This window comes from Lachnoanaerobaculum sp. (assembly GCF_057250505.1).
Genome location: NZ_DBHIEQ010000010.1, coordinates 68,880 through 86,108, shown reverse-complemented (window position 1 = coordinate 86,108; position 17,229 = coordinate 68,880). Strand labels below are relative to the sequence as shown.

General features: G+C 37.4%; 21 protein-coding genes, 3 pseudogenes and 1 other annotated feature. Of the genes and pseudogenes, 8 read left to right on the top strand and 16 right to left on the bottom strand.

Translation table 11 applies throughout. The features are described from left to right. The first annotated feature begins 124 nt into the window (after positions 1 to 124). Positions 125 to 388: a type II toxin-antitoxin system RelB/DinJ family antitoxin gene (locus tag ACO6FI_RS06185; RefSeq protein ID WP_485456582.1), complete on the top strand. Its 264-nt coding sequence runs from the start codon at positions 125 to 127 to the stop codon at positions 386 to 388. A gap of 235 nt (positions 389 to 623) precedes the next feature. Here the strand turns inward: ACO6FI_RS06185 and ACO6FI_RS06180 are convergent. The 15 genes and pseudogenes from ACO6FI_RS06180 to ACO6FI_RS06110 all read right to left on the bottom strand — a co-directional run. Then, a pseudogene (locus tag ACO6FI_RS06180) lies at positions 624 to 791 on the bottom strand (CPCC family cysteine-rich protein); the annotation flags it as partial. 267 nt (positions 792 to 1,058) lie between these two features. Next, entirely contained in the window at positions 1,059 to 1,289 is a 231-nt protein-coding gene (locus ACO6FI_RS06175; RefSeq protein ID WP_485456581.1) for a DUF3791 domain-containing protein, read from the bottom strand. After that, positions 1,286 to 1,759: a DUF3990 domain-containing protein gene (locus tag ACO6FI_RS06170; RefSeq protein ID WP_485456580.1), complete on the bottom strand. Its 474-nt coding sequence runs from the start codon at positions 1,757 to 1,759 to the stop codon at positions 1,286 to 1,288. Before ACO6FI_RS06170 ends, ACO6FI_RS06175 begins: the two co-directional genes overlap by 4 nt. Then, positions 1,756 to 1,992 (bottom strand): DUF3791 domain-containing protein, encoded by a 237-nt coding sequence (locus ACO6FI_RS06165; protein WP_485456579.1) that lies wholly within the window; start codon positions 1,990 to 1,992, stop codon positions 1,756 to 1,758. Before ACO6FI_RS06165 ends, ACO6FI_RS06170 begins: the two co-directional genes overlap by 4 nt. Positions 1,993 to 1,999: 7 nt before the next feature. Then, positions 2,000 to 2,581 carry a rhomboid family intramembrane serine protease gene (locus tag ACO6FI_RS06160; RefSeq protein WP_485456578.1) on the bottom strand — a complete coding sequence of 194 codons (582 nt, stop codon included), beginning with the start codon at positions 2,579 to 2,581 and terminating at the stop codon, positions 2,000 to 2,002. Positions 2,582 to 2,608: 27 nt separating this feature from the next. After that, complete coding sequence (locus ACO6FI_RS06155; RefSeq protein WP_124950435.1) at positions 2,609 to 3,055, bottom strand: YwiB family protein; 447 nt, start codon at positions 3,053 to 3,055, stop codon at positions 2,609 to 2,611. Between the two features lie 259 nt (positions 3,056 to 3,314). After that, entirely contained in the window at positions 3,315 to 4,115 is an 801-nt protein-coding gene (gene murI, locus ACO6FI_RS06150; protein WP_040458359.1) for a glutamate racemase, read from the bottom strand. Positions 4,116 to 4,119: 4 nt separating this feature from the next. Next, positions 4,120 to 5,169 carry a D-alanine--D-alanine ligase family protein gene (locus ACO6FI_RS06145; RefSeq protein ID WP_485456577.1) on the bottom strand — a complete coding sequence of 350 codons (1,050 nt, stop codon included), beginning with the start codon at positions 5,167 to 5,169 and terminating at the stop codon, positions 4,120 to 4,122. After that, the gene (locus ACO6FI_RS06140; RefSeq protein ID WP_040458348.1) at positions 5,169 to 5,849 is read right to left on the bottom strand and encodes a GntR family transcriptional regulator; all 681 of its coding nucleotides are present in this window, start codon (positions 5,847 to 5,849) and stop codon (positions 5,169 to 5,171) included. The genes ACO6FI_RS06145 and ACO6FI_RS06140 overlap by 1 nt, the downstream gene beginning before the upstream one ends. Positions 5,850 to 5,865: 16 nt before the next feature. After that, complete coding sequence (gene ispE, locus ACO6FI_RS06135; protein WP_485456576.1) at positions 5,866 to 6,744, bottom strand: 4-(cytidine 5'-diphospho)-2-C-methyl-D-erythritol kinase; 879 nt, start codon at positions 6,742 to 6,744, stop codon at positions 5,866 to 5,868. Positions 6,745 to 6,863: 119 nt separating this feature from the next. Then, positions 6,864 to 7,490: a GNAT family N-acetyltransferase gene (locus ACO6FI_RS06130; protein ID WP_485456575.1), complete on the bottom strand. Its 627-nt coding sequence runs from the start codon at positions 7,488 to 7,490 to the stop codon at positions 6,864 to 6,866. Further along, positions 7,468 to 7,986 (bottom strand): peptidylprolyl isomerase, encoded by a 519-nt coding sequence (locus ACO6FI_RS06125; protein WP_274970444.1) that lies wholly within the window; start codon positions 7,984 to 7,986, stop codon positions 7,468 to 7,470. The genes ACO6FI_RS06130 and ACO6FI_RS06125 overlap by 23 nt, the downstream gene beginning before the upstream one ends. A gap of 175 nt (positions 7,987 to 8,161) precedes the next feature. Then, positions 8,162 to 9,598, bottom strand: a complete 1,437-nt coding sequence (gene pyk / locus ACO6FI_RS06120; RefSeq protein ID WP_485456574.1) for a pyruvate kinase — start codon at positions 9,596 to 9,598, stop codon at positions 8,162 to 8,164. 104 nt (positions 9,599 to 9,702) lie between these two features. Beyond that, positions 9,703 to 10,524 carry a hypothetical protein gene (locus tag ACO6FI_RS06115; protein ID WP_485456573.1) on the bottom strand — a complete coding sequence of 274 codons (822 nt, stop codon included), beginning with the start codon at positions 10,522 to 10,524 and terminating at the stop codon, positions 9,703 to 9,705. Between the two features lie 289 nt (positions 10,525 to 10,813). Next, a pseudogene (locus ACO6FI_RS06110) lies at positions 10,814 to 11,605 on the bottom strand (IS1634 family transposase); the annotation flags it as partial. A gap of 297 nt (positions 11,606 to 11,902) precedes the next feature. Between ACO6FI_RS06110 and ACO6FI_RS06105 the strand changes: the two are divergent. From ACO6FI_RS06105 to ACO6FI_RS06085, 5 genes are all read left to right on the top strand, one after another. Then, entirely contained in the window at positions 11,903 to 12,256 is a 354-nt protein-coding gene (locus ACO6FI_RS06105) for a helix-turn-helix domain-containing protein (protein ID WP_485456572.1), read from the top strand. Then, positions 12,256 to 12,924, top strand: coding sequence for an ImmA/IrrE family metallo-endopeptidase (locus ACO6FI_RS06100; protein ID WP_485456571.1), 669 nt, complete (start codon positions 12,256 to 12,258; stop codon positions 12,922 to 12,924). Before ACO6FI_RS06105 ends, ACO6FI_RS06100 begins: the two co-directional genes overlap by 1 nt. Before the next feature lie 239 nt (positions 12,925 to 13,163). Further along, positions 13,164 to 13,829, top strand: a complete 666-nt coding sequence (locus ACO6FI_RS06095; protein ID WP_485456570.1) for a DUF4417 domain-containing protein — start codon at positions 13,164 to 13,166, stop codon at positions 13,827 to 13,829. Next, on the top strand, positions 13,829 to 14,206 hold the full coding sequence (locus ACO6FI_RS06090; protein WP_485456569.1) for a hypothetical protein: 378 nt from the start codon (positions 13,829 to 13,831) through the stop codon (positions 14,204 to 14,206). Before ACO6FI_RS06095 ends, ACO6FI_RS06090 begins: the two co-directional genes overlap by 1 nt. Beyond that, a complete protein-coding gene (locus ACO6FI_RS06085; protein WP_485456586.1) occupies positions 14,203 to 14,538 on the top strand; it encodes a hypothetical protein in 336 nt (111 codons plus the stop codon). Before ACO6FI_RS06090 ends, ACO6FI_RS06085 begins: the two co-directional genes overlap by 4 nt. Before the next feature lie 17 nt (positions 14,539 to 14,555). On the opposite strand, the pseudogene ACO6FI_RS06080 reads toward ACO6FI_RS06085, so the two are convergent. Then, positions 14,556 to 14,780, bottom strand: a pseudogene (locus ACO6FI_RS06080) (IS1634 family transposase); the annotation flags it as partial. 74 nt (positions 14,781 to 14,854) lie between these two features. Between ACO6FI_RS06080 and ACO6FI_RS06075 the strand changes: the two are divergent. Beyond that, complete coding sequence (locus ACO6FI_RS06075; protein WP_485456568.1) at positions 14,855 to 15,544, top strand: Rpn family recombination-promoting nuclease/putative transposase; 690 nt, start codon at positions 14,855 to 14,857, stop codon at positions 15,542 to 15,544. Positions 15,545 to 15,759: 215 nt separating this feature from the next. Further along, positions 15,760 to 16,002, top strand: a binding site (T-box leader). Between the two features lie 212 nt (positions 16,003 to 16,214). After that, positions 16,215 to 17,228, top strand: coding sequence for a 3-deoxy-7-phosphoheptulonate synthase (aroF, locus tag ACO6FI_RS06070; RefSeq protein WP_485456567.1), 1,014 nt, complete (start codon positions 16,215 to 16,217; stop codon positions 17,226 to 17,228). Position 17,229: the final 1 nt, after the last annotated feature.

Sequence of the window (17,229 nt, the reverse complement as noted above, 5' to 3'; positions counted from 1 at the left end):
GACTCAAAACGAGTCACACCACCCTTTCTTATAGCTGTCATTTCCCGACAGCCCCATCATCTTTCTTGTATTTTTCTTTACAAATGCTATAATAAACTCAACAATGTAAGAAAGGAGAAGCTTTATGACACAGACCGTTAATGTAAACTTTCGTATGGATGAGGCCGATAAGAAAAAAATGGAGAGCGTATGTAGTGAACTCGGACTCTCTATGAGTGCAGCTTTTACCATATTTGCCAAAAAAATGGGCAGAGAGCACCGTATACCTTTTGAAGTTTCTGTAGATCCTTTTTATTCGGAGAGTAATATTAGTTACTTGGAAGAGAAGCTTGCCGCATATAAAGCAGGTCAACTTAAACTTTCCGAGCATGAATTGATAGAGGATTAATACTATGGGAAGATTATTACAATGGGATTATGATGCTTGGGAAGACTACCTTTATTGGCAAAATTACGATAGAAATACCTTTTATTTTCTCAATACTCTTTACTAAGCACTAAAATCACCCCCGCCTACGCAGGGAACACCTGTCAGATACCTCTATAGCTCCATCTTGTCTGGGATCACCCCTGCCTACGCAGGGAACACTATATTACCGATATAACTAAGCTCAAAGCCTTATCTACTCAATCTTTTCTCTCATTTTGTAAGCTTCTCTTGCCTCATTTAAGCTCATTTGATTTGCACAATACTTTTCATCCGGATTTTCCTCCTGAATAAGATCATCATGCCATCCACAAACTTCACAAATGTCAAAAGAGCCTTCACTTTCAAATTCAAATTTACCACATACCGGACATTGATTATACCTCCTAAGTTTCTTATTGACTTCATTTTACTATATTAGCAGTCCATTAAAAATACCTGCTTAAACTTTTTAAAATTAAAATAATTTCAAATATAAAAAGTGGGCTGAAAAATCAACCCACTACAACACTTGACATAGAACCTTTTAAACAATTATCCCTGATTATCAAAAGCTTTAAACATACATATATCGTCATTTTGGTATATCATATATCCTACACTAAAGCTCTCATAATCTGTTGAGTATATTTCATATAGCTTTCCTGTTTACATACTCACCACTATATTCCCGCTCCAAATCCTCAATCAAATATTCATCACTCATACAATGCATATCGGAAATCCCTTTACTCATCAATCCATATGTAAATGAGTGATAAAAAAAATCTAAAGATTCCTCAATTGAAATATTTTTTTTTCGTGCAAATTTTTCTATAATACGTGCATATTTCTTTTGTAATAACACAGGATTTGCATTCATATAGTCTCACTTCCTTCATATAATAAACTGTAATCCAACGCTTTTTGTGTTCTGAAGCATATCTGTAGATTAGGCTTTTCATATTTTAATCTACCTATAGCCTCTTTCTTGTCAATCAGCCCGTCAATGAATAATTCAATAGTGTTAAATACTTTATCATTAGCAACACCACCTATTACCACATCATAATCTGATACATCCTTGCCCGCTCTACAATTTAAAATAAAGTCCAACCATTCGTCTGAATATGTATCAAAATTTAATACTTTTAATTTATGAAGTACTTTTTCATCAAATCTATAATATGATATTATCCCGCTGCCTCCATTTCTCTTAAACTTTCTTGCCCAATTTACGGCCTGTTCATACAATGGTGTTGTGTAAAATCCCAATCCGAAATCAACATTTTTTCTCGAATGTAATAAATCCGGTGATTTAATTTCCAGATATGAACCATGATATAATCTCATACCGTCAAACCTCTTTTCTTCATCACATCCAAAATATCTTCAATAATATAGTCCTTACCCTGTGTATGTAATACATCATATGAAGGTACTATATAACTGTTTAATATATCGCTATCCTCTGTCAGTATCCGATATACTTCTCTTCCATCTTTTCCAAGCTTTTTTGCAACACCTTCTATACAAAATAACACATATTCCAAAACAGAAATATTACATATTATTTCTCTATCCATAAAATCCCTAGTACCTGTTCATCTTCCCCTTATTCATAATATAACCAAGTAGAGCACCTACTATGCCGCCAAGTATATGAGTCAGGTTTGAGATGTTGTCATGTACAAAGACCCCCTGATATACCTGCTGCCCTATATATAAAAGAGCGACCACAATAAATGTAAAAGGAATCCTGCCTTCTCTGAATCCTGCAAAGGATGAGAGCAAAATAAAGGCAAATACCACACCGCTTGCACCAAGCAAATAAACATGTGGGAATACAAAAAAGTGAACCAAACCTGTCACAAGTGCCGTGGCAAGTATTACAAAAAGTATGTTCGCAGAACCGTACTTTTCCTCAAGCATTGGTCCTATTACAAGTATCAACATTATATTCCCGAGGAAATGATCCAAGTTTGCATGACCAAGTACATGCCCGAAAAATCTGAAGTAGGTGAACGGGTCTATAAATGACGACCTGTAAACACTGAACAACAATCTTGTGGAAAACCCTCCTGTCAGATTGTCTACCACATATACTATAAAACTTAGAATCACAAATCCTAAAATAATTGGTGAATTAAATGAAATTTTTAATTTTTTATCCATACTCCTCCGCATACCGAATAAGGGCAGTCACCCACCCTTATTATCTACTCTGTCAACCGCTTCAACTATATGAATTCTCATTTTTGAATTAGATGCACGATCTCCCTCTATATAAAGCAAATACTCAATATAGACATTTATCTCATCTTCATTCATATCGATCAAAAGGAGCTTTGTCTCCGTCTCCATATTCAATCTGCCAAAGGGAGTGTCATATATTGCTTTAAACCTACTGTTATTGGCAAATACCATCTTGGAATTCACCACACCCTCTTTGATAATTTCAACCTTATTTTTCTTTACTATTATTGTATTAAGGATAATTTCATCAAAACCTTGGGCTTCTTCCACGTAAGTTATCTTATGTGTATCACCATCAACATAGTGATTACCTGAAATATTCACGGCAATAGGATCTGTCTCATCATATCTAAGATGAGCGCCGCTAATCTCAATATCTACAAATTCTTTCATAATCTTCTACCTTAAAACTATAGCAGAAGCCGCAATGCGGTCTCTACCCAACCCTAAGCTACCACCGGTTGTTTATGCAAATATCAAGTTTAAAATAAAAGAATGATAGTTTACTAGAAAAATGTATCTCCCCACTATTCTATATAAAATAACCTTAAATAAAAAACTGATAACTATGCTCAACAAAGAATGCCTGTCTGCGTCTTGTATACCTTATCTAGCTAATTATTTGTATGCATTCTGCAAAGCCTAATGTTTTTTAAAATTCTTCTATATTGATTACACCCGTATTCTTCACAACACCGGGTATAATAGAAGATGCAAAATCACTAAATCTTTCTGCCATGTCACTGACATAAAACTCGTGGAAAACCTCACCTTTATCGGCACATAAGTTTTCACACGTTAACAAAGATTTCAATTCCTTTGCGGTTTCGTATGCAGGATTCACAAGGGAAACTCCCTCACCCATAATCCTTCTGAATGTATTATATAGTAAAGGATAATGAGTACATCCCAATACTAAACTGTCAATATGTCTACTTTTCAAGTCGCTGACATATCTGGAAATGATTTCATCTGTAACACTGTCATTGATAAGTCCCTCCTCCACCAACGGAACCAGCAGCGGACAGGCTTTTTGTATTACTTCAAGCTCGCTATTTATCTCATGAATAGTCTTTTCATATATACCGCTGGATATTGTCCCGCTGGTACCTACCACACCTATCCTACCTACCTTGGTAGTCTTGGCTGCGGTTATGGCGCCTGCATGGATAACACCCATAATAGGTATATCAATCTCTGTCTTCAATATGTCAAGTGCAAAAGCACTGGCGGTATTACACGCAATCACAATAGCTTTTACATTTTTTGTCTGTAAAAATTTAACAATCTGGCCGGAATACTTGATAATCGTATCCTTGGACTTGGAGCCGTATGGAACTCTGGCCGTATCGCCGAAGTATACAATACTTTCATTCGGCATCTGAGCTATAATTTCCTTGGCGACCGTCAGTCCGCCTACACCGGAATCAAATACTCCTATAGGTAAATTCAAAAAATCACCCTCTCTCAAAAGCTAATTCTATTAGTTTATCAACAAGAGATTTTTTGTCAATACCTGCAGCCTCAAATAACATCGGATACATACTTATTGCCGTAAATCCCGGCATGGTATTTATCTCGTTGAATACAATCTCTCCGTCTTCCTTTGCAAAGAAGTCCACTCTTGAAAGTCCGAAACCGTCTAAAGCCGTAAAAATCTTTTTTGCACACTCAGGAAGATTCTCTCTCACGCCTTCAGGAAGTTTTGAATCAAGCAAAGTAAGTGAATCAAGCTTATACTTGGCATCGTAATCATAAAATGTTGCAGCAGATTTTATCTCACCTACACCGCTTGCCACTACATCTCCCGGTCTTCCAAGTACTCCGCATTCCACCTCATGCCCTACTATCGTCTCCTCAACAAGGACCTTTCTGTCATGCTTTAGCGCTTCAATTATACCGTTTTTAAGTTCTTCAGTGTTTGAAGCCTTTGAAACTCCCTTTGAAGAACCTGCATTTGAAGGCTTTATAAATACAGGATAATCAAATCTGTCTTCTATTGTTCTTATCTTCCTTGTCAAATCCTCCCTGACTTCATAGTCAAGTACAGCCTCATATGCCGCCTGTCTTATTCCGAGTTTATCCACCACAAGCTTTGCGTAGAGCTTATCCATACCTATGGCACTTGCAAGTACTCCACATCCCACATAAGGAATCTTTGCCAGCTCTAACAGGCCTTGAATTGTTCCGTCTTCTCCGTACAGTCCGTGCAGAACAGGGAAAACCACATCTACAGGATTTTCTTTATACTCTCCTCCTGTCTCTATCATTATACACTTTTTTGTAGCATCAGGCAAAATATATGCGCCTGTTTTTGAATTCAGCCAGCTGCCGTCCTCCATTGAAGCTATACTGTCTACCTTAAGCCATTTGCCTTCCTTTGTAATACCGATAAGTATAAGCTCGTACTTATCCGTATCCACCTGCTTTGACACATTGGTGGCGGATATTACAGATATCTCATGCTCAGAGGACTGACCTCCGAATATTATTGCTAATCTCCTCATTACCTTGTAGGTGCTTCCTTAATTTGTCTGGAAACATTGACCTCCTGATTATTTATATGCTCGGCAATAATTCTCTTAGCTTCCGACTTATCCCTGCTCTCCAATGCTCTAAGTATCATCTCATGCTCATCCATAAGCTGATTTCTTGTCGCTTCCGCCTTGACATACTCAAGTCTGTAACGGTACATCTGCTCACGCAAATTATTGATCATCTGTACCAGCTTATCATTGCCTGTGCTTGTAAATATTATATCATGAAATTTCTCATCTGCACGCGCAATATCAATAATATCTTTATTTTCTATAGAATTAACAAACTCTTCCTCGGCCTGTTTCAATTCTTCTATCTCATCATCTGTAATCTTTGTGCATGAAAGCTCTATTGCAAGTTCTTCAAGTGCCCTTCTTACCTCAAGAGTATCTCTAAGACTCTTCTCCGTGATACCTGCCACCTCTGCTCCCTTCCTCGGGATCATAAGCACAAGACCTTCAAGTTCAAGCATCCTTATAGCCTCTCTGATAGGAGTTCTTGATACTCCAAGCTTCTTCGCAAGTGCTATCTCCATAAGTCTCTCGCCAGGCTGCAACTCTCCTCTGAGTATTGCCTGCCTCAAAGTTTTAAAAACCACATCTCTTAGCGGCATATATTCATCTACATCTGCATGTGAAAAATTTGTCATTTTATCCTCCATCTATCTAAACAGTAGTTGTAGTCTCTATATAATTTATTCTGTCATCTTTTTCCAGTACGGCTTTTGTTCTAAGCATATCACTGTCGTTATCAAAGATACCGAAAATAGCGGTTCCGCTGCCGCTCATTAAACTTCCCAAACAATTGTTGTCATACATTATCTGCTTTATCTGTGCAATAAAAGGTAAAAGTTTCAAAGACGGTACTTCCAAAATATTGTCAAGCGCTTTGGCTATCTTTACAGTCTTTATGTCATCCGTATCGTCGCTTTCAATAATTGAAACCATATCTTTTACGTCCTTATGTTTAAATCCGGTCTTATTAAGAGTCTCAATATCCAAATTTTCGTATACAAGCTTTGTCGAAAGTCCTGCTGCAGGTTTTGCAACCAAAAGCTTAAGCTTCGGCAATTTCTTAAGCGGTATCAACTTCTCTCCGATACCCTTTGCCAGTACCGTACCGCCCGTTATACAAAACGGGATATCTGCTCCAAGACTTGCTCCAAGCTCAACTAACCTCTTGGTAGTAACACCCAGATTGAAAAGCTCATTAACAGCTTTAAGTGTAGCAGCCGCATCCGCACTTCCTCCTGCCATACCGGCTTCCATAGGAATGTTCTTTTCAAGTATTACTTCTACACCGAAATCTTTTTTTGTTTCCTTTTGTAACAGTACTATCGCCCTATATATAAGATTGGTCTCATCCGTTGCCAAATCCTTATTGTTACATATCAGTGATATCTTTTTTTCTTCAAGTTCTCTTATTTCGAGTACATCCGCAATATCAATATTTGTCATAACCATTTCTACATCATGGTATCCGTCAGCTCTTCTTGATAATACATCCAAGCATAAATTTATCTTTGCAAATGCCTTTACCTTCATCTACTAACCCCTGTTCTTTTCAGTGCCCAAAATTTTGTATCTAAAATTATACATTAAAAACTGTATAAAAACAACAGTTAGGTTTTTCTAACCCTATGGCGCAAAAAATACTTTTACAGTCAATTTATTATATTTACTCCCAATTTATCGGCTAATTTTATAGATGCCGTATTGGAAATATCTATTCTTGTATACACATCCCTTACTCCATATGTTTTCTCAATATATTTCAGTAAATACTTACAAACTTTGAATGTGTAGCCTCTTCTTCGATACTTTTTATCTGTTACATATGAAAGAAAACATCTGTTGTCTTCATTGTAAAATCCTGTCAGTCCCATCACTTCTTTCTCATTTTCAAACACATACAGTCCGTATCCGTAAAAATCATAGTGAAAATCTATATACTCCCGCAACCCCTCTATATTTTCAAACGGAAACTCACAAAACTTTGAGAAAATTTCAAAGTCGTCCGTACAAAGCTCACGAATTTTTATATCATCCGCTTTTCCTATACATACAGGTATATGCAAATATCTGCAAGCCACTTTCTCCAAATACTTTTCGTCTATATCGGCATAGTCAAGTACCGCATACTTTGAAACCGCTATATCTATATCCTCTTTGCCAAGTATAGCAACTGTGGCTCTATGGGAGTTAAACGCCTCCCAAAGAGCCACATTCTCATCTGAAATCACTATATCACAGTGATTTCCTTCGATATTAACACTTTTCAGGCTCTGCATACTCTTCGCCGAATGTCTCAACCGTCATTGATTTTATCTTCTGCTCGGTATTCGGTCTGTCATTGTAGTCCGTATCAACTGATGCTATTTTGTCTACAACATCCATTCCCTCTATTACGGAACCAAATGCGGCATATGCTCCGTCAAGATGAGGTGCATCCTGATGCATGATAAAAAACTGTGAACCTGCCGAGTTAGGGCTCATAGCTCTTGCCATTGAGATAACTCCTCTTGTATGTGCGAGGTCGTTTTGGAATCCGTTCTGACTGAACTCACCCTTGATTTGATAATCAGGACCGCCCATACCGTTTCCCTGCGGACATCCGCCCTGTATCATAAATCCGTTTATTACTCTGTGGAAAGTAAGTCCGTCATAAAACTTCTGATTGATAAGACTTATGAAGTTTCTTACAGTGTTAGGTGCCACTTCAGGGTAAAGCTCGATTTTGATTACCGAGTCATCCGACATTGTCAATGTTACTATTGGATTTTTCATATGTTTCTCCTTTTTAATCTCAATAAAGTCACTCAGATGTAAACACCTTTGTGACTTTATGGATTGGGTCTTTCGACCGTTCATTATATATATTTTATCATATCTTAGTCTGTTTTTGTACCAAAATATGAGACCTTTGCTAAAAAATGTAGTTTTTAAAGCCTATATGACAAAACTATTTTACAGTCTCAACCTGCATTGTATTGGTGTATCTTGCCGGTCCTCTGTCAGCCTTCTTAGGTATGATACCTGCAGTAACGACTACCAAATCTCCTGACTTGAGATATTTTTCTTTCTTAAGAATATCTATAGATGACTCAATAAGTACATCTGTAGTATCGGCCCTCTTTGCAAATACAGGTACCACTCCGTATAAAAGCTGCATCTGACGAATTGTTGTGATGCTTGGGCTCATTCCGTAAACAGGAATAGTCGATCTCCACTTTGAAAGCATTCTTGTAGTAAATCCGCTGATGGAAGGAGCGATAATCGCCTTTGCCTCAAGCTGGTCTGCTGTGGAAACCGCAGCATATCCTACCTGATTTGAAATATTCTTCTTATCCATCCTATTTACTTTTCTGTTTCTGTACTGTGTATGATCAAGGTGTATCTCGGTCTCCTTTGCAATCTTAACCATCATCTTAAGTGCCTCAAGCGGATACTTACCCATTGCGGACTCTCCTGAAAGCATTATTGCATCTGTACCGTCATATATAGCGTTTGCCACATCTGAAACCTCGGCTCTTGTAGGTCTTGGGTTTCTGATCATGGAATCAAGCATCTGTGTAGCTGTGATTACAGGCTTTCCTGCCACTGAACACTTCTCGATAAGCTTCTTTTGAATGAAAGGAAGTCTTGCGGCGTCTATCTCAACACCCATATCTCCTCTTGCTACCATGATACCGTCACTTGCTTCAATGATATCGTCCATATTGTCGATACCCTCCTGGTTTTCAATCTTTGAAATAACCTGGATATTTGCATGCTTTTCTGCAAGAATCTCTTTAATCTGACGAACCGCATCACCGTTTCTGATAAAAGATGCCGCTATAAACTCAAATCCGTTGTCACAGGCAAACTTTATATCCTCTATATCTTTTTGTGTAAGTGCTGGAAGCTTTATTGAAACTCCCGGTACGTTAACACCCTTCTTTTCTCCAAGTTCACCGCCGTTTAAAACTTTGGTGTGGATATCAGGTCCGTCCACATTTATAACTTCAAGTGCGATAAGACCGTCATCTATAAGTATTTTATCGCCTGCCTTTACATCTTCGTTAAGCCCGCTGTAGTTGATAAAGCCTTTTTTGTCATTTCCTACACACTCGTTTATTGTAAGTGTATATTCATTTCCGGCAACAAGAGTAACCTTGTTTCCGCCCTCAAGTAAACCTGTTCTTATCTCTGGTCCCTTTGTATCAAGAAGTGCAGCAACCTCTTTTCCGGTTTCTTCTCTTACTTCTCTTAATATATTCAATCTGCCCAAATGCTCTTCATAATCACCATGTGAAAAGTTGAATCTGGCAACGTCCATTCCTGCGATTGCCATATCTTTCATAAGCTTTTTGTCGTTTGTATTCGGACCCATAGTACATATAATTTTTGTTCTCTTCATTTTCCTTTTCCTCTTTATCTTTCTACAAGCTAAAATACTATCACTCATCCATAAATGTATCAAGATACATTTATAAAATGTTATATCATTACAGGGTATCTAATTTATTCCACATGAGTGTGTGTATACAAGTGGTCTGAACAGTACTCAAGATTGCCTTTACATTTTGAGCAATATCTAAACTCAAGTGTATCGTCATCTTTTTCGGTTCTTCCGCATACTGCGCATCTGTGTATAGGCTCACCTGCCAGTCTCATCTTTACCGCCTTTTTAAACTTTGCCTGTCTGACTACATTCTTCGGTGACATCCTGTTCCAATTTCTTGTCATCAGATAGAATATGGCAAAGTTTAATAAACTCAATCCTATAGATACCTTTGTTATGACGCCTCCTATTATAAAACTATAAACTTCAATAAGCAAATATACAAATGCCAAATATTTCGCTTTTATAGGCAGTACAAAGTACAGATAAAATGTCATATCCGGGTATGTAAGTGCAAATGCCAAAAATATTGACATATTCAGGCTGTCAGGTGTAAGCAAAAAGTCGCTTGCAGCCTCTCCGTATACGGCATATAAAATAAATGCTCCTATTATTAGGAATATATACCCCACGAACATATACACGTTAAATCTGAAACTGCCCCAAACTCTCTCAAGATTCGTTCCGAGGCTGTAATACAGTACAAGCATTATTGCCGCAAACAGTATATTCTGCTTCGGTGCATACATAATCCATGTGATAAGTCTCCAAACCTGCCCTGAAAGTATCTTTGCCACATCAAGAGACATATATTCATAATATATCTGTATATTCACCAAGGATATCACAAAACCTACAGCATACAGCGCAGTCAGATACATCATCAGATTTCTGATTGCGTATCTTCCAAATTTCCTCTCCAGTTTTTCAAAAAAAGCCATCATTCTCCTTTCTTTGTGACGCTTTAATGATTTACTTGCAGTATTAAAACCGCCAAGCACAATCTTAGGTAGCATTATATCATTTATAAGGCTTTTATGTAAATGACCGGAAAAGCGGAAAGTATCACAATTCCTTGTTCCGTAAACATATATGGCATATATCTTCTACCTCCTGAGCTTTCTTCATTTTTGAGGTGACATTTTTGCACCTCAAAAAATGCCTGAACTGTAACGATTATTTTTGTTGACAGTCTCATGATTTTATATTACCTGACTTCCGTAGTTTCTCTCAAAACCTAGTACTCCAGGTGTCCAAGAGCATGCAGTTTTGAAAGAAATTGTCGACTTCAGCTTTGGTTAAATAAAGGGCATCAAGGTTACTAAAACCAACCGGTTTTTTAACCTTTTCGTTAACGGCCCGGTCTCTTTATATATTGATATATGTAGAAAACTTTGAAGCTTTATCAACCATTTTCATTATTTCGATCCTTTGTTTCTTTGCAAGGTTAGGATTATAAGAGACGATACGCTTTTCTTTTACAGAGAACCTTGTAACACTTTCTTTTCCTGTTTCCGGATCAATCTCTTTAAAACTGTACTCAAAGCTGTCAATACATGATTTAAGTCGAAAAGATATATTACCTTTTTCATCAGTGTAATTAGAAAAGAAATTTGCGTCATTTTCAAGTAGAACCTATTTCTTTTCCCTTTCACTTAGATTCTTACCATGTATTGATTTTGAAAATATATAGCCGTCACTAGCTTCTTTAACGGCAGCATAAATATTTCTTGCACAATTAAGGCCTCTATCAGCCACCTGAATAGTCTTACCTGATACGTTATGTCGTTGCTTCATTTCTTCAATAACTTTTCTAATATACGGCTTTTCCGATTCATTTCCGGGATACATTTGCATGGAGACAGGTACAAGGTCGGCGTCTAAAAGTAAAGCTTGCCCTATTATCGGGGAGTGCCTATTCTCTTTTGAAGGTCCCTTTTGCTTGTCATCGCCGGGGATATCAATCTCACAGTAATAATTAGTGCAATCAAAAAATACATTGCTTAAATCTCTTTTAAAATAAAGGGTTTAAAAGAACTGCGTAAAATCAAATGGCTTATTAGAAATTTAAAACTTCGGAACTTTCATAGTACTTCGACGGAAGACGGGTTTTGAGGTGTTAGCAATTTGCGACACCTCATTTCTTTTTCTAAAAATACTATTGAAAGTTATTTTGATTAAAATTATAATTATGTTGAAATAATAAGTGGATAAATACATTATCTTGTTCGAAAATAGAAGTAAAAGACGAGATTTAGTGAAAACAAACTTGACAAACTTATAATTTTGAGTATAATAAGAAAAAGAGAATACGAAAGGATGGTTGATGATATGTCAGTTTTTAGTGAAAGACTTATCGCATTGATGAAGCAAAATGGAATTAACCAAAAGGAATTAGCACAAAAGGCTGGAGTTACTGAATCTGCGATGTCTTATTACGTAAAGGGAGACAGAACACCCCGTAGTGATGTATTGACCAGAATAGCAAAAGCTTTAGAAACCACTACAGATTATCTGCTTGGCTCATTTGCTTCGTCTTCAGAAGTGCCAAACGGAGAACTGCAATATTTACAACGTAATCTTGGTAAGTTGGATGCATACCAATTAAAAAAAGCTGAGAATATTTTAAAAGCTGCATTTGATGATATTTTTGATGATGATGACGAGGAGTGATGAGATTGACGAATTGTAAGAAACCGGATTTTTCAAGAGCATATTCAAAGGCTAATGAAATATTAGTAAAATCATCGGCAATTAAAACATTTCCGTTTTCGCCGAAAGATTTAGTAAAGGAACAAACACCGATTGTATGTCGTTCTTTTAAGAAAGCAAGAAAATACGGTGTGGACATCACAGCGTTTGGAAGTGAATCGGCTATTATAATGAGTTTTCAGGGAAATAAAATCATATTTTATGATGAAACAAAGCCGGATACACATAACCGTTTTTCAATACTACACGAATTGGGGCACGAAATTAACGGTCACGATTTTTCTAAAAAGGATGAGGATACATACCATAGGTATGAAGTCGAAACTAATTACTTTACGGCACAGTTGCTTATGCCTGAACAGATACTTAGAGAGTGCCAGAACAGAGGAGCAAGAATAAACAGATTTTTCTTGCAAACCAACTTTGGTGTTTCGGCTCAGGCGGCAGATAAAAGGATAGAAACATTGGCAAGCACAAATGTGGAATGGCGTTCAAGAGCAGAAAAAGAATTTGACGACATAATCCTCATAAAATATGCTGATTTTCTAAATAGAATTTGTCCTATTCGAAACACATACGATTTTGAAGATGAATATATTCGTCAACAGGAACGTGATAGCTGGTTCTGATTATGGACAATTATAAAATGAGAGGCAGGTGATATATTGATTGTGTTTTACCACAAAAATAAAATGCACTCTGTAAATTGCGGGAACAATCTACAAAGTGCACTTGTGTCGGATGCGAGCATCCTTTTATTTAAGCATAGAATATTATGCCACATCCACACGAAAAATTCAAGTTTTTTGATATTTGTTCAAGAAAATTTGAAAAAAACCACAAAATCTAAAGAATGGAGGGCATAATATTGTCTGAAAGAAATAGCACCAGAAGTGGGTGCAAAGATGTTTTTCACGCATTTTTAGTAAAAAATGCTACATACGACGGAGATTTAGAAATTCCCTGTTTAGCAAAAGAAATCCAAAAGCCGATAAAATTGGTTGCATTTTCAAAAGCAATCGCAAGTAAAGAGGTTGATTCTTGGATACATTTTTATGAAGATGACGCCGCTTTTGAGAGAATATGGAATACTCCAAATAAGTATTTGCCGATTATCAAAAGATTTAAGGGCGTAATCACACCGGACTTTAGCGTATATCGAGATATGCCACTTGTTATGCAACATTGGAACATATATCGCAGTCGTGCAATCGGTTATTGGTTGCAGGAAAACGGTGTGCCGGTCATCCCGAATATCCGATTTGGAGATGAACGTACATATGAGTTATCTTGTACAGGTATTCAAAAGCATGGGACAATAGCAGTCGGTTCGCACGGTTGTATAAAACTGTTGTCTGACCGCAGCTACTTTGTTAGCGGATTAAAGTATGTAGTTGATAAATTAGACGCAAGTACCATTGTTGTTTACGGGGCGGCACCGGATAAGATATTTACTCCATACAAAGAAAAAGGCATTGAAGTACTGCAATTTGACAGTGACTTTATGAAAAGCCGAAAGGCGGTGAGCGCCTAATGGGAGCAGGATTTCACGGTGGGTTCGGGAACACTGAGGGTTCAAAGAGGCAGGATAAAAGAGAAAGCAATTCACAATCTCTGCCTAAAAATGATGCTCAGATTAAACATATTTTTTCCGGAAAAGAAGGACACTTGAAGGATACGCCCTCCAATAGAAAGTTACTTACTGACTTGGCAAATAATAAAGAAAAATTTATTGGTACTGATAAATATGGGAATTCATGGAATGCAGAAATAAATAGTGATGGAAAACAAAATTGGGTTAGATATCAAAACGGGACAATAAATGAGGGCGGTCAGAATCAAGTCCCTCGTCAGTGGGATAACGAAACAGGTTATAATAATAATCCATTTAAACGGAGGAAAAAGAAATGAATAAATTTGAATTATACTGTATGATATATTATGTTCTCGATGCTGAATGGGACGAAAGCAAAAATGCAGAACTCGGAAAGTTTTTGAGTAGTGCAAATCCGTTTCAGTTTAGGGATATTGGTTCGGCTGATCCTGTAATATATGAAGAGTTCTGTAAAAAAATACCTGATACAATTACACGTGACGACAGCTATGGATATGCGCGAAATTATATTGAATCTTTAGGAAATAGAGATGTTCAGGCTGCCTTTCTTACAATTGACAGGGAAGAATGGGACGAGTGCTTGCACGAATATCTTTCGCAGAGGCATAAAGGGAGACAAGGTGTGTGATTGTAAAAATAAAAAAAGTACGGTTTATCATACGGTGGATTAAAAAAATCAATATACTTTTTATAAGACTCTCCTATGAAATAACACCCATCATATACTTGGTCTTCAGAGATTGTAGAGCTGCCATAAAGGTATGGAAAGACATGAGAGTCTGTCTTTGACTTAGAGCATGGTGATATAACCCTCGCATAAACAAGTTGTGTAATTAGGTCAAATAAAGAGAACTGAAAACGCATTTGAGAAGTTTGACGGCAAGATTTCTTCTCAAGATAGGGATATTGCCAAGTATTGGAATAAATCAAAGATAAATTTGGCAATGTTCGGATTTGAGAATCAAACCGCTCAGGACAGACTTATGCCTATGAGGGTATTCAGTTATGACGGAGCCGAGTATGGAAAGCAATCCGGAAAGAGTAACAGTAATGAGAAGAAGTATCCTGTAATCACATTGGTACTTTATTTTGGATATAACGGCAGGTGGACAAGCCCAAGAAATCTTATAGATTTACTTGAGTTAAATGATGATATAAAACCGTTTGTAAATGACTACAAAATAAATGTATTTGAGTTAGCATATTTAGATAAAGATGTGCGAGACTTATTTAAGAGTGATTTCAGGTTTTTGGTCGATTATCTCTATCAGATGAGAGTAAACAAGAGTTATAATCCGGATAAAAGTGTTATTGTGAATCATGTATATGAGTTTTTTGACTTAATGAGAGCGATGACAGGTGATATCAGATATAAAAAGTTGAGCAATGAGTTTAAAGGAAGGAGGAATGTGGCAATGTGTGAGGCGTTGGATAAAATAGAGGAAATCGGAGTTAAAAAGGGCATTTTAATCGGTAGAGAAGAAGGCAGGATACTGGGTGTAGAGCAAGGTGAAGATTTGGTGTCTAAGTTAAACGGTATTTTGGCAAGAGAAGGAAATATAGAAAAGATTCTTAAAGCAAGCGAAGATAGGGAGTACAGAAAAGTATTGTTGAGAGAATATAAGCTTATATAATTGCTTGGATTTTATTGAAGTGTAAAACCTTTAATAAGGTTTGTGTAGTTTTAGAAGATAGGGTTTGAAAAAATCCTGTCTTTTTCTATTTCAAGTATATATCGGAAATAAACTTTTCACCCTTCCTGTCAAGCATAAATGATTATTTTTGTGTCAAGCATAAATGATTATTTTTGTTGACAGTCTCATGATTTTATATTACAATCGTGAAATCAAGCAAACCGTTGATATGGAGATAAAGTCGGTTATGACTTCACAGAGAGTCCGGGTGGCTGAGAGCCGGATAAGAAACAGTCTGACAAATGGACCATGGAGGGCGTAGTCAAATGCGTAAGCAGAGTATTCTACGACGTTCGCATACGTTAGTTGCAAGGGATATGTAGGTATCTTAAAGTGCACAGGTCATACTGTGAATCAAGGTGGCACCGCGATTTTTTTGTTGAAATTTCGTCCTTGTTAAATAAAACCGCTAAGGTTTTACTTAACAAGGACTTTTTTGCGTGATACTAGAGTCTCAAAGGATTACCCACTCTTCAACTTGTTGTAAGAGGGGGTAAGTCCTTGAGACTCGTACAGACATGAGTACGCAGCCATTTTCCGCTAGGAAAATGTGCGGAGTACGAATGCCTGCAAGGATTGCGGGAGCACGCACATATTATCAGGAGGACATATGGTATTTATTTTAAAAGCCGGCGTCAGCGAAGAGGCAATAAAAAACTTTAGACAAGAATTTGAAAATATAGGATTTGATACAATATACGCTCCGGGCACGGAGCATACCGCAGTCTGCCTTATCGGCAACACTGCAAAAATAGATATGGACACAATAGTAGCCACCCATCCGATAGTGGACTACGGCAAAAGAGTAACAGAGACATATAAAGCCGCCGGAAGAACAGTCCACCCTGACGATACAATAGTAAAAGTCGGCGATGTGAATATAGGCAGCGGCACATTCACAGTTATTGCAGGACCATGCAGTGTAGAGACAAGAGAACAGATCACAATGGTGGCGGACAGCGTGAAAAAAAGCGGAGCCGTAATTCTTCGAGGAGGAACATTTAAGCCGAGAACCTCACCATATGCATTCCAAGGCCTCGGAAAAGAAGGACTTGACTACCTTGAGTCCGCCAAAGAAGCCGTAAATATTCCGATTATCTCCGAAGTAATGAATCAGACACAGATACCTCTTTTTGAAAATGTGGACATCATACAAATCGGAGCCAGAAATATGCAAAACTTCGACTTGTTAAAGGAAGTCGGCAAGCTGAAAAAACCTATACTTCTAAAGAGAGGACTTTGCAATACCATAGAAGAATTCTTAATGAGTGCCGAATATATAATGGCATCAGGAAACGAAAACGTAATCCTCTGTGAAAGAGGTATAAGAACCTTTGAAACCGCTACAAGAAACACACTTGACCTTGGAGCTGTTGCACTGTTAAAAGAAAAAACACATCTTCCTATACTGGTAGACCCAAGCCATGCGGTAGGTATCAGATCACTTGTACCGCCTCTTGCAAAGGCCGCACTTGCAGTAGGTGCCGACGGCATCATGGTAGAGGTACACAACAATCCGGCAAAAGCTCTTTGTGACGGAGCACAGTCACTTGACCTTGACCAATTTGACATTTTGATGCAGGACATCAAAAAAAGAGTTGTACTTGAAGGAAAGACATTGTAAG

Excerpts from the sequence above, each read along its gene's own strand:
- ACO6FI_RS06185 (WP_485456582.1), top strand. The coding sequence starts at position 125 with ATGACACAGACCGTTAATGTAAACTTTCGTATGGATGAGGCCGATAAG.
- ACO6FI_RS06175 (WP_485456581.1), bottom strand. The coding sequence starts at position 1,289 with ATGAATGCAAATCCTGTGTTATTACAAAAGAAATATGCACGTATTATA.
- ACO6FI_RS06170 (WP_485456580.1), bottom strand. The coding sequence starts at position 1,759 with ATGAGATTATATCATGGTTCATATCTGGAAATTAAATCACCGGATTTA.
- ACO6FI_RS06165 (WP_485456579.1), bottom strand. The coding sequence starts at position 1,992 with ATGGATAGAGAAATAATATGTAATATTTCTGTTTTGGAATATGTGTTA.
- ACO6FI_RS06160 (WP_485456578.1), bottom strand. The coding sequence starts at position 2,581 with ATGGATAAAAAATTAAAAATTTCATTTAATTCACCAATTATTTTAGGA.
- ACO6FI_RS06155 (WP_124950435.1), bottom strand. The coding sequence starts at position 3,055 with ATGAAAGAATTTGTAGATATTGAGATTAGCGGCGCTCATCTTAGATAT.
- ACO6FI_RS06145 (WP_485456577.1), bottom strand. The coding sequence starts at position 5,169 with ATGAGGAGATTAGCAATAATATTCGGAGGTCAGTCCTCTGAGCATGAG.
- ACO6FI_RS06140 (WP_040458348.1), bottom strand. The coding sequence starts at position 5,849 with ATGACAAATTTTTCACATGCAGATGTAGATGAATATATGCCGCTAAGA.
- ispE (WP_485456576.1), bottom strand. The coding sequence starts at position 6,744 with ATGAAGGTAAAGGCATTTGCAAAGATAAATTTATGCTTGGATGTATTA.
- ACO6FI_RS06130 (WP_485456575.1), bottom strand. The coding sequence starts at position 7,490 with ATGCAGAGCCTGAAAAGTGTTAATATCGAAGGAAATCACTGTGATATA.
- ACO6FI_RS06125 (WP_274970444.1), bottom strand. The coding sequence starts at position 7,986 with ATGAAAAATCCAATAGTAACATTGACAATGTCGGATGACTCGGTAATC.
- pyk (WP_485456574.1), bottom strand. The coding sequence starts at position 9,598 with ATGAAGAGAACAAAAATTATATGTACTATGGGTCCGAATACAAACGAC.
- ACO6FI_RS06115 (WP_485456573.1), bottom strand. The coding sequence starts at position 10,524 with ATGGCTTTTTTTGAAAAACTGGAGAGGAAATTTGGAAGATACGCAATC.
- ACO6FI_RS06105 (WP_485456572.1), top strand. The coding sequence starts at position 11,903 with ATGGTTGATGATATGTCAGTTTTTAGTGAAAGACTTATCGCATTGATG.
- ACO6FI_RS06100 (WP_485456571.1), top strand. The coding sequence starts at position 12,256 with ATGAGATTGACGAATTGTAAGAAACCGGATTTTTCAAGAGCATATTCA.
- ACO6FI_RS06090 (WP_485456569.1), top strand. The coding sequence starts at position 13,829 with ATGGGAGCAGGATTTCACGGTGGGTTCGGGAACACTGAGGGTTCAAAG.
- ACO6FI_RS06085 (WP_485456586.1), top strand. The coding sequence starts at position 14,203 with ATGAATAAATTTGAATTATACTGTATGATATATTATGTTCTCGATGCT.
- ACO6FI_RS06075 (WP_485456568.1), top strand. The coding sequence starts at position 14,855 with ATGTTCGGATTTGAGAATCAAACCGCTCAGGACAGACTTATGCCTATG.
- aroF (WP_485456567.1), top strand. The coding sequence starts at position 16,215 with ATGGTATTTATTTTAAAAGCCGGCGTCAGCGAAGAGGCAATAAAAAAC.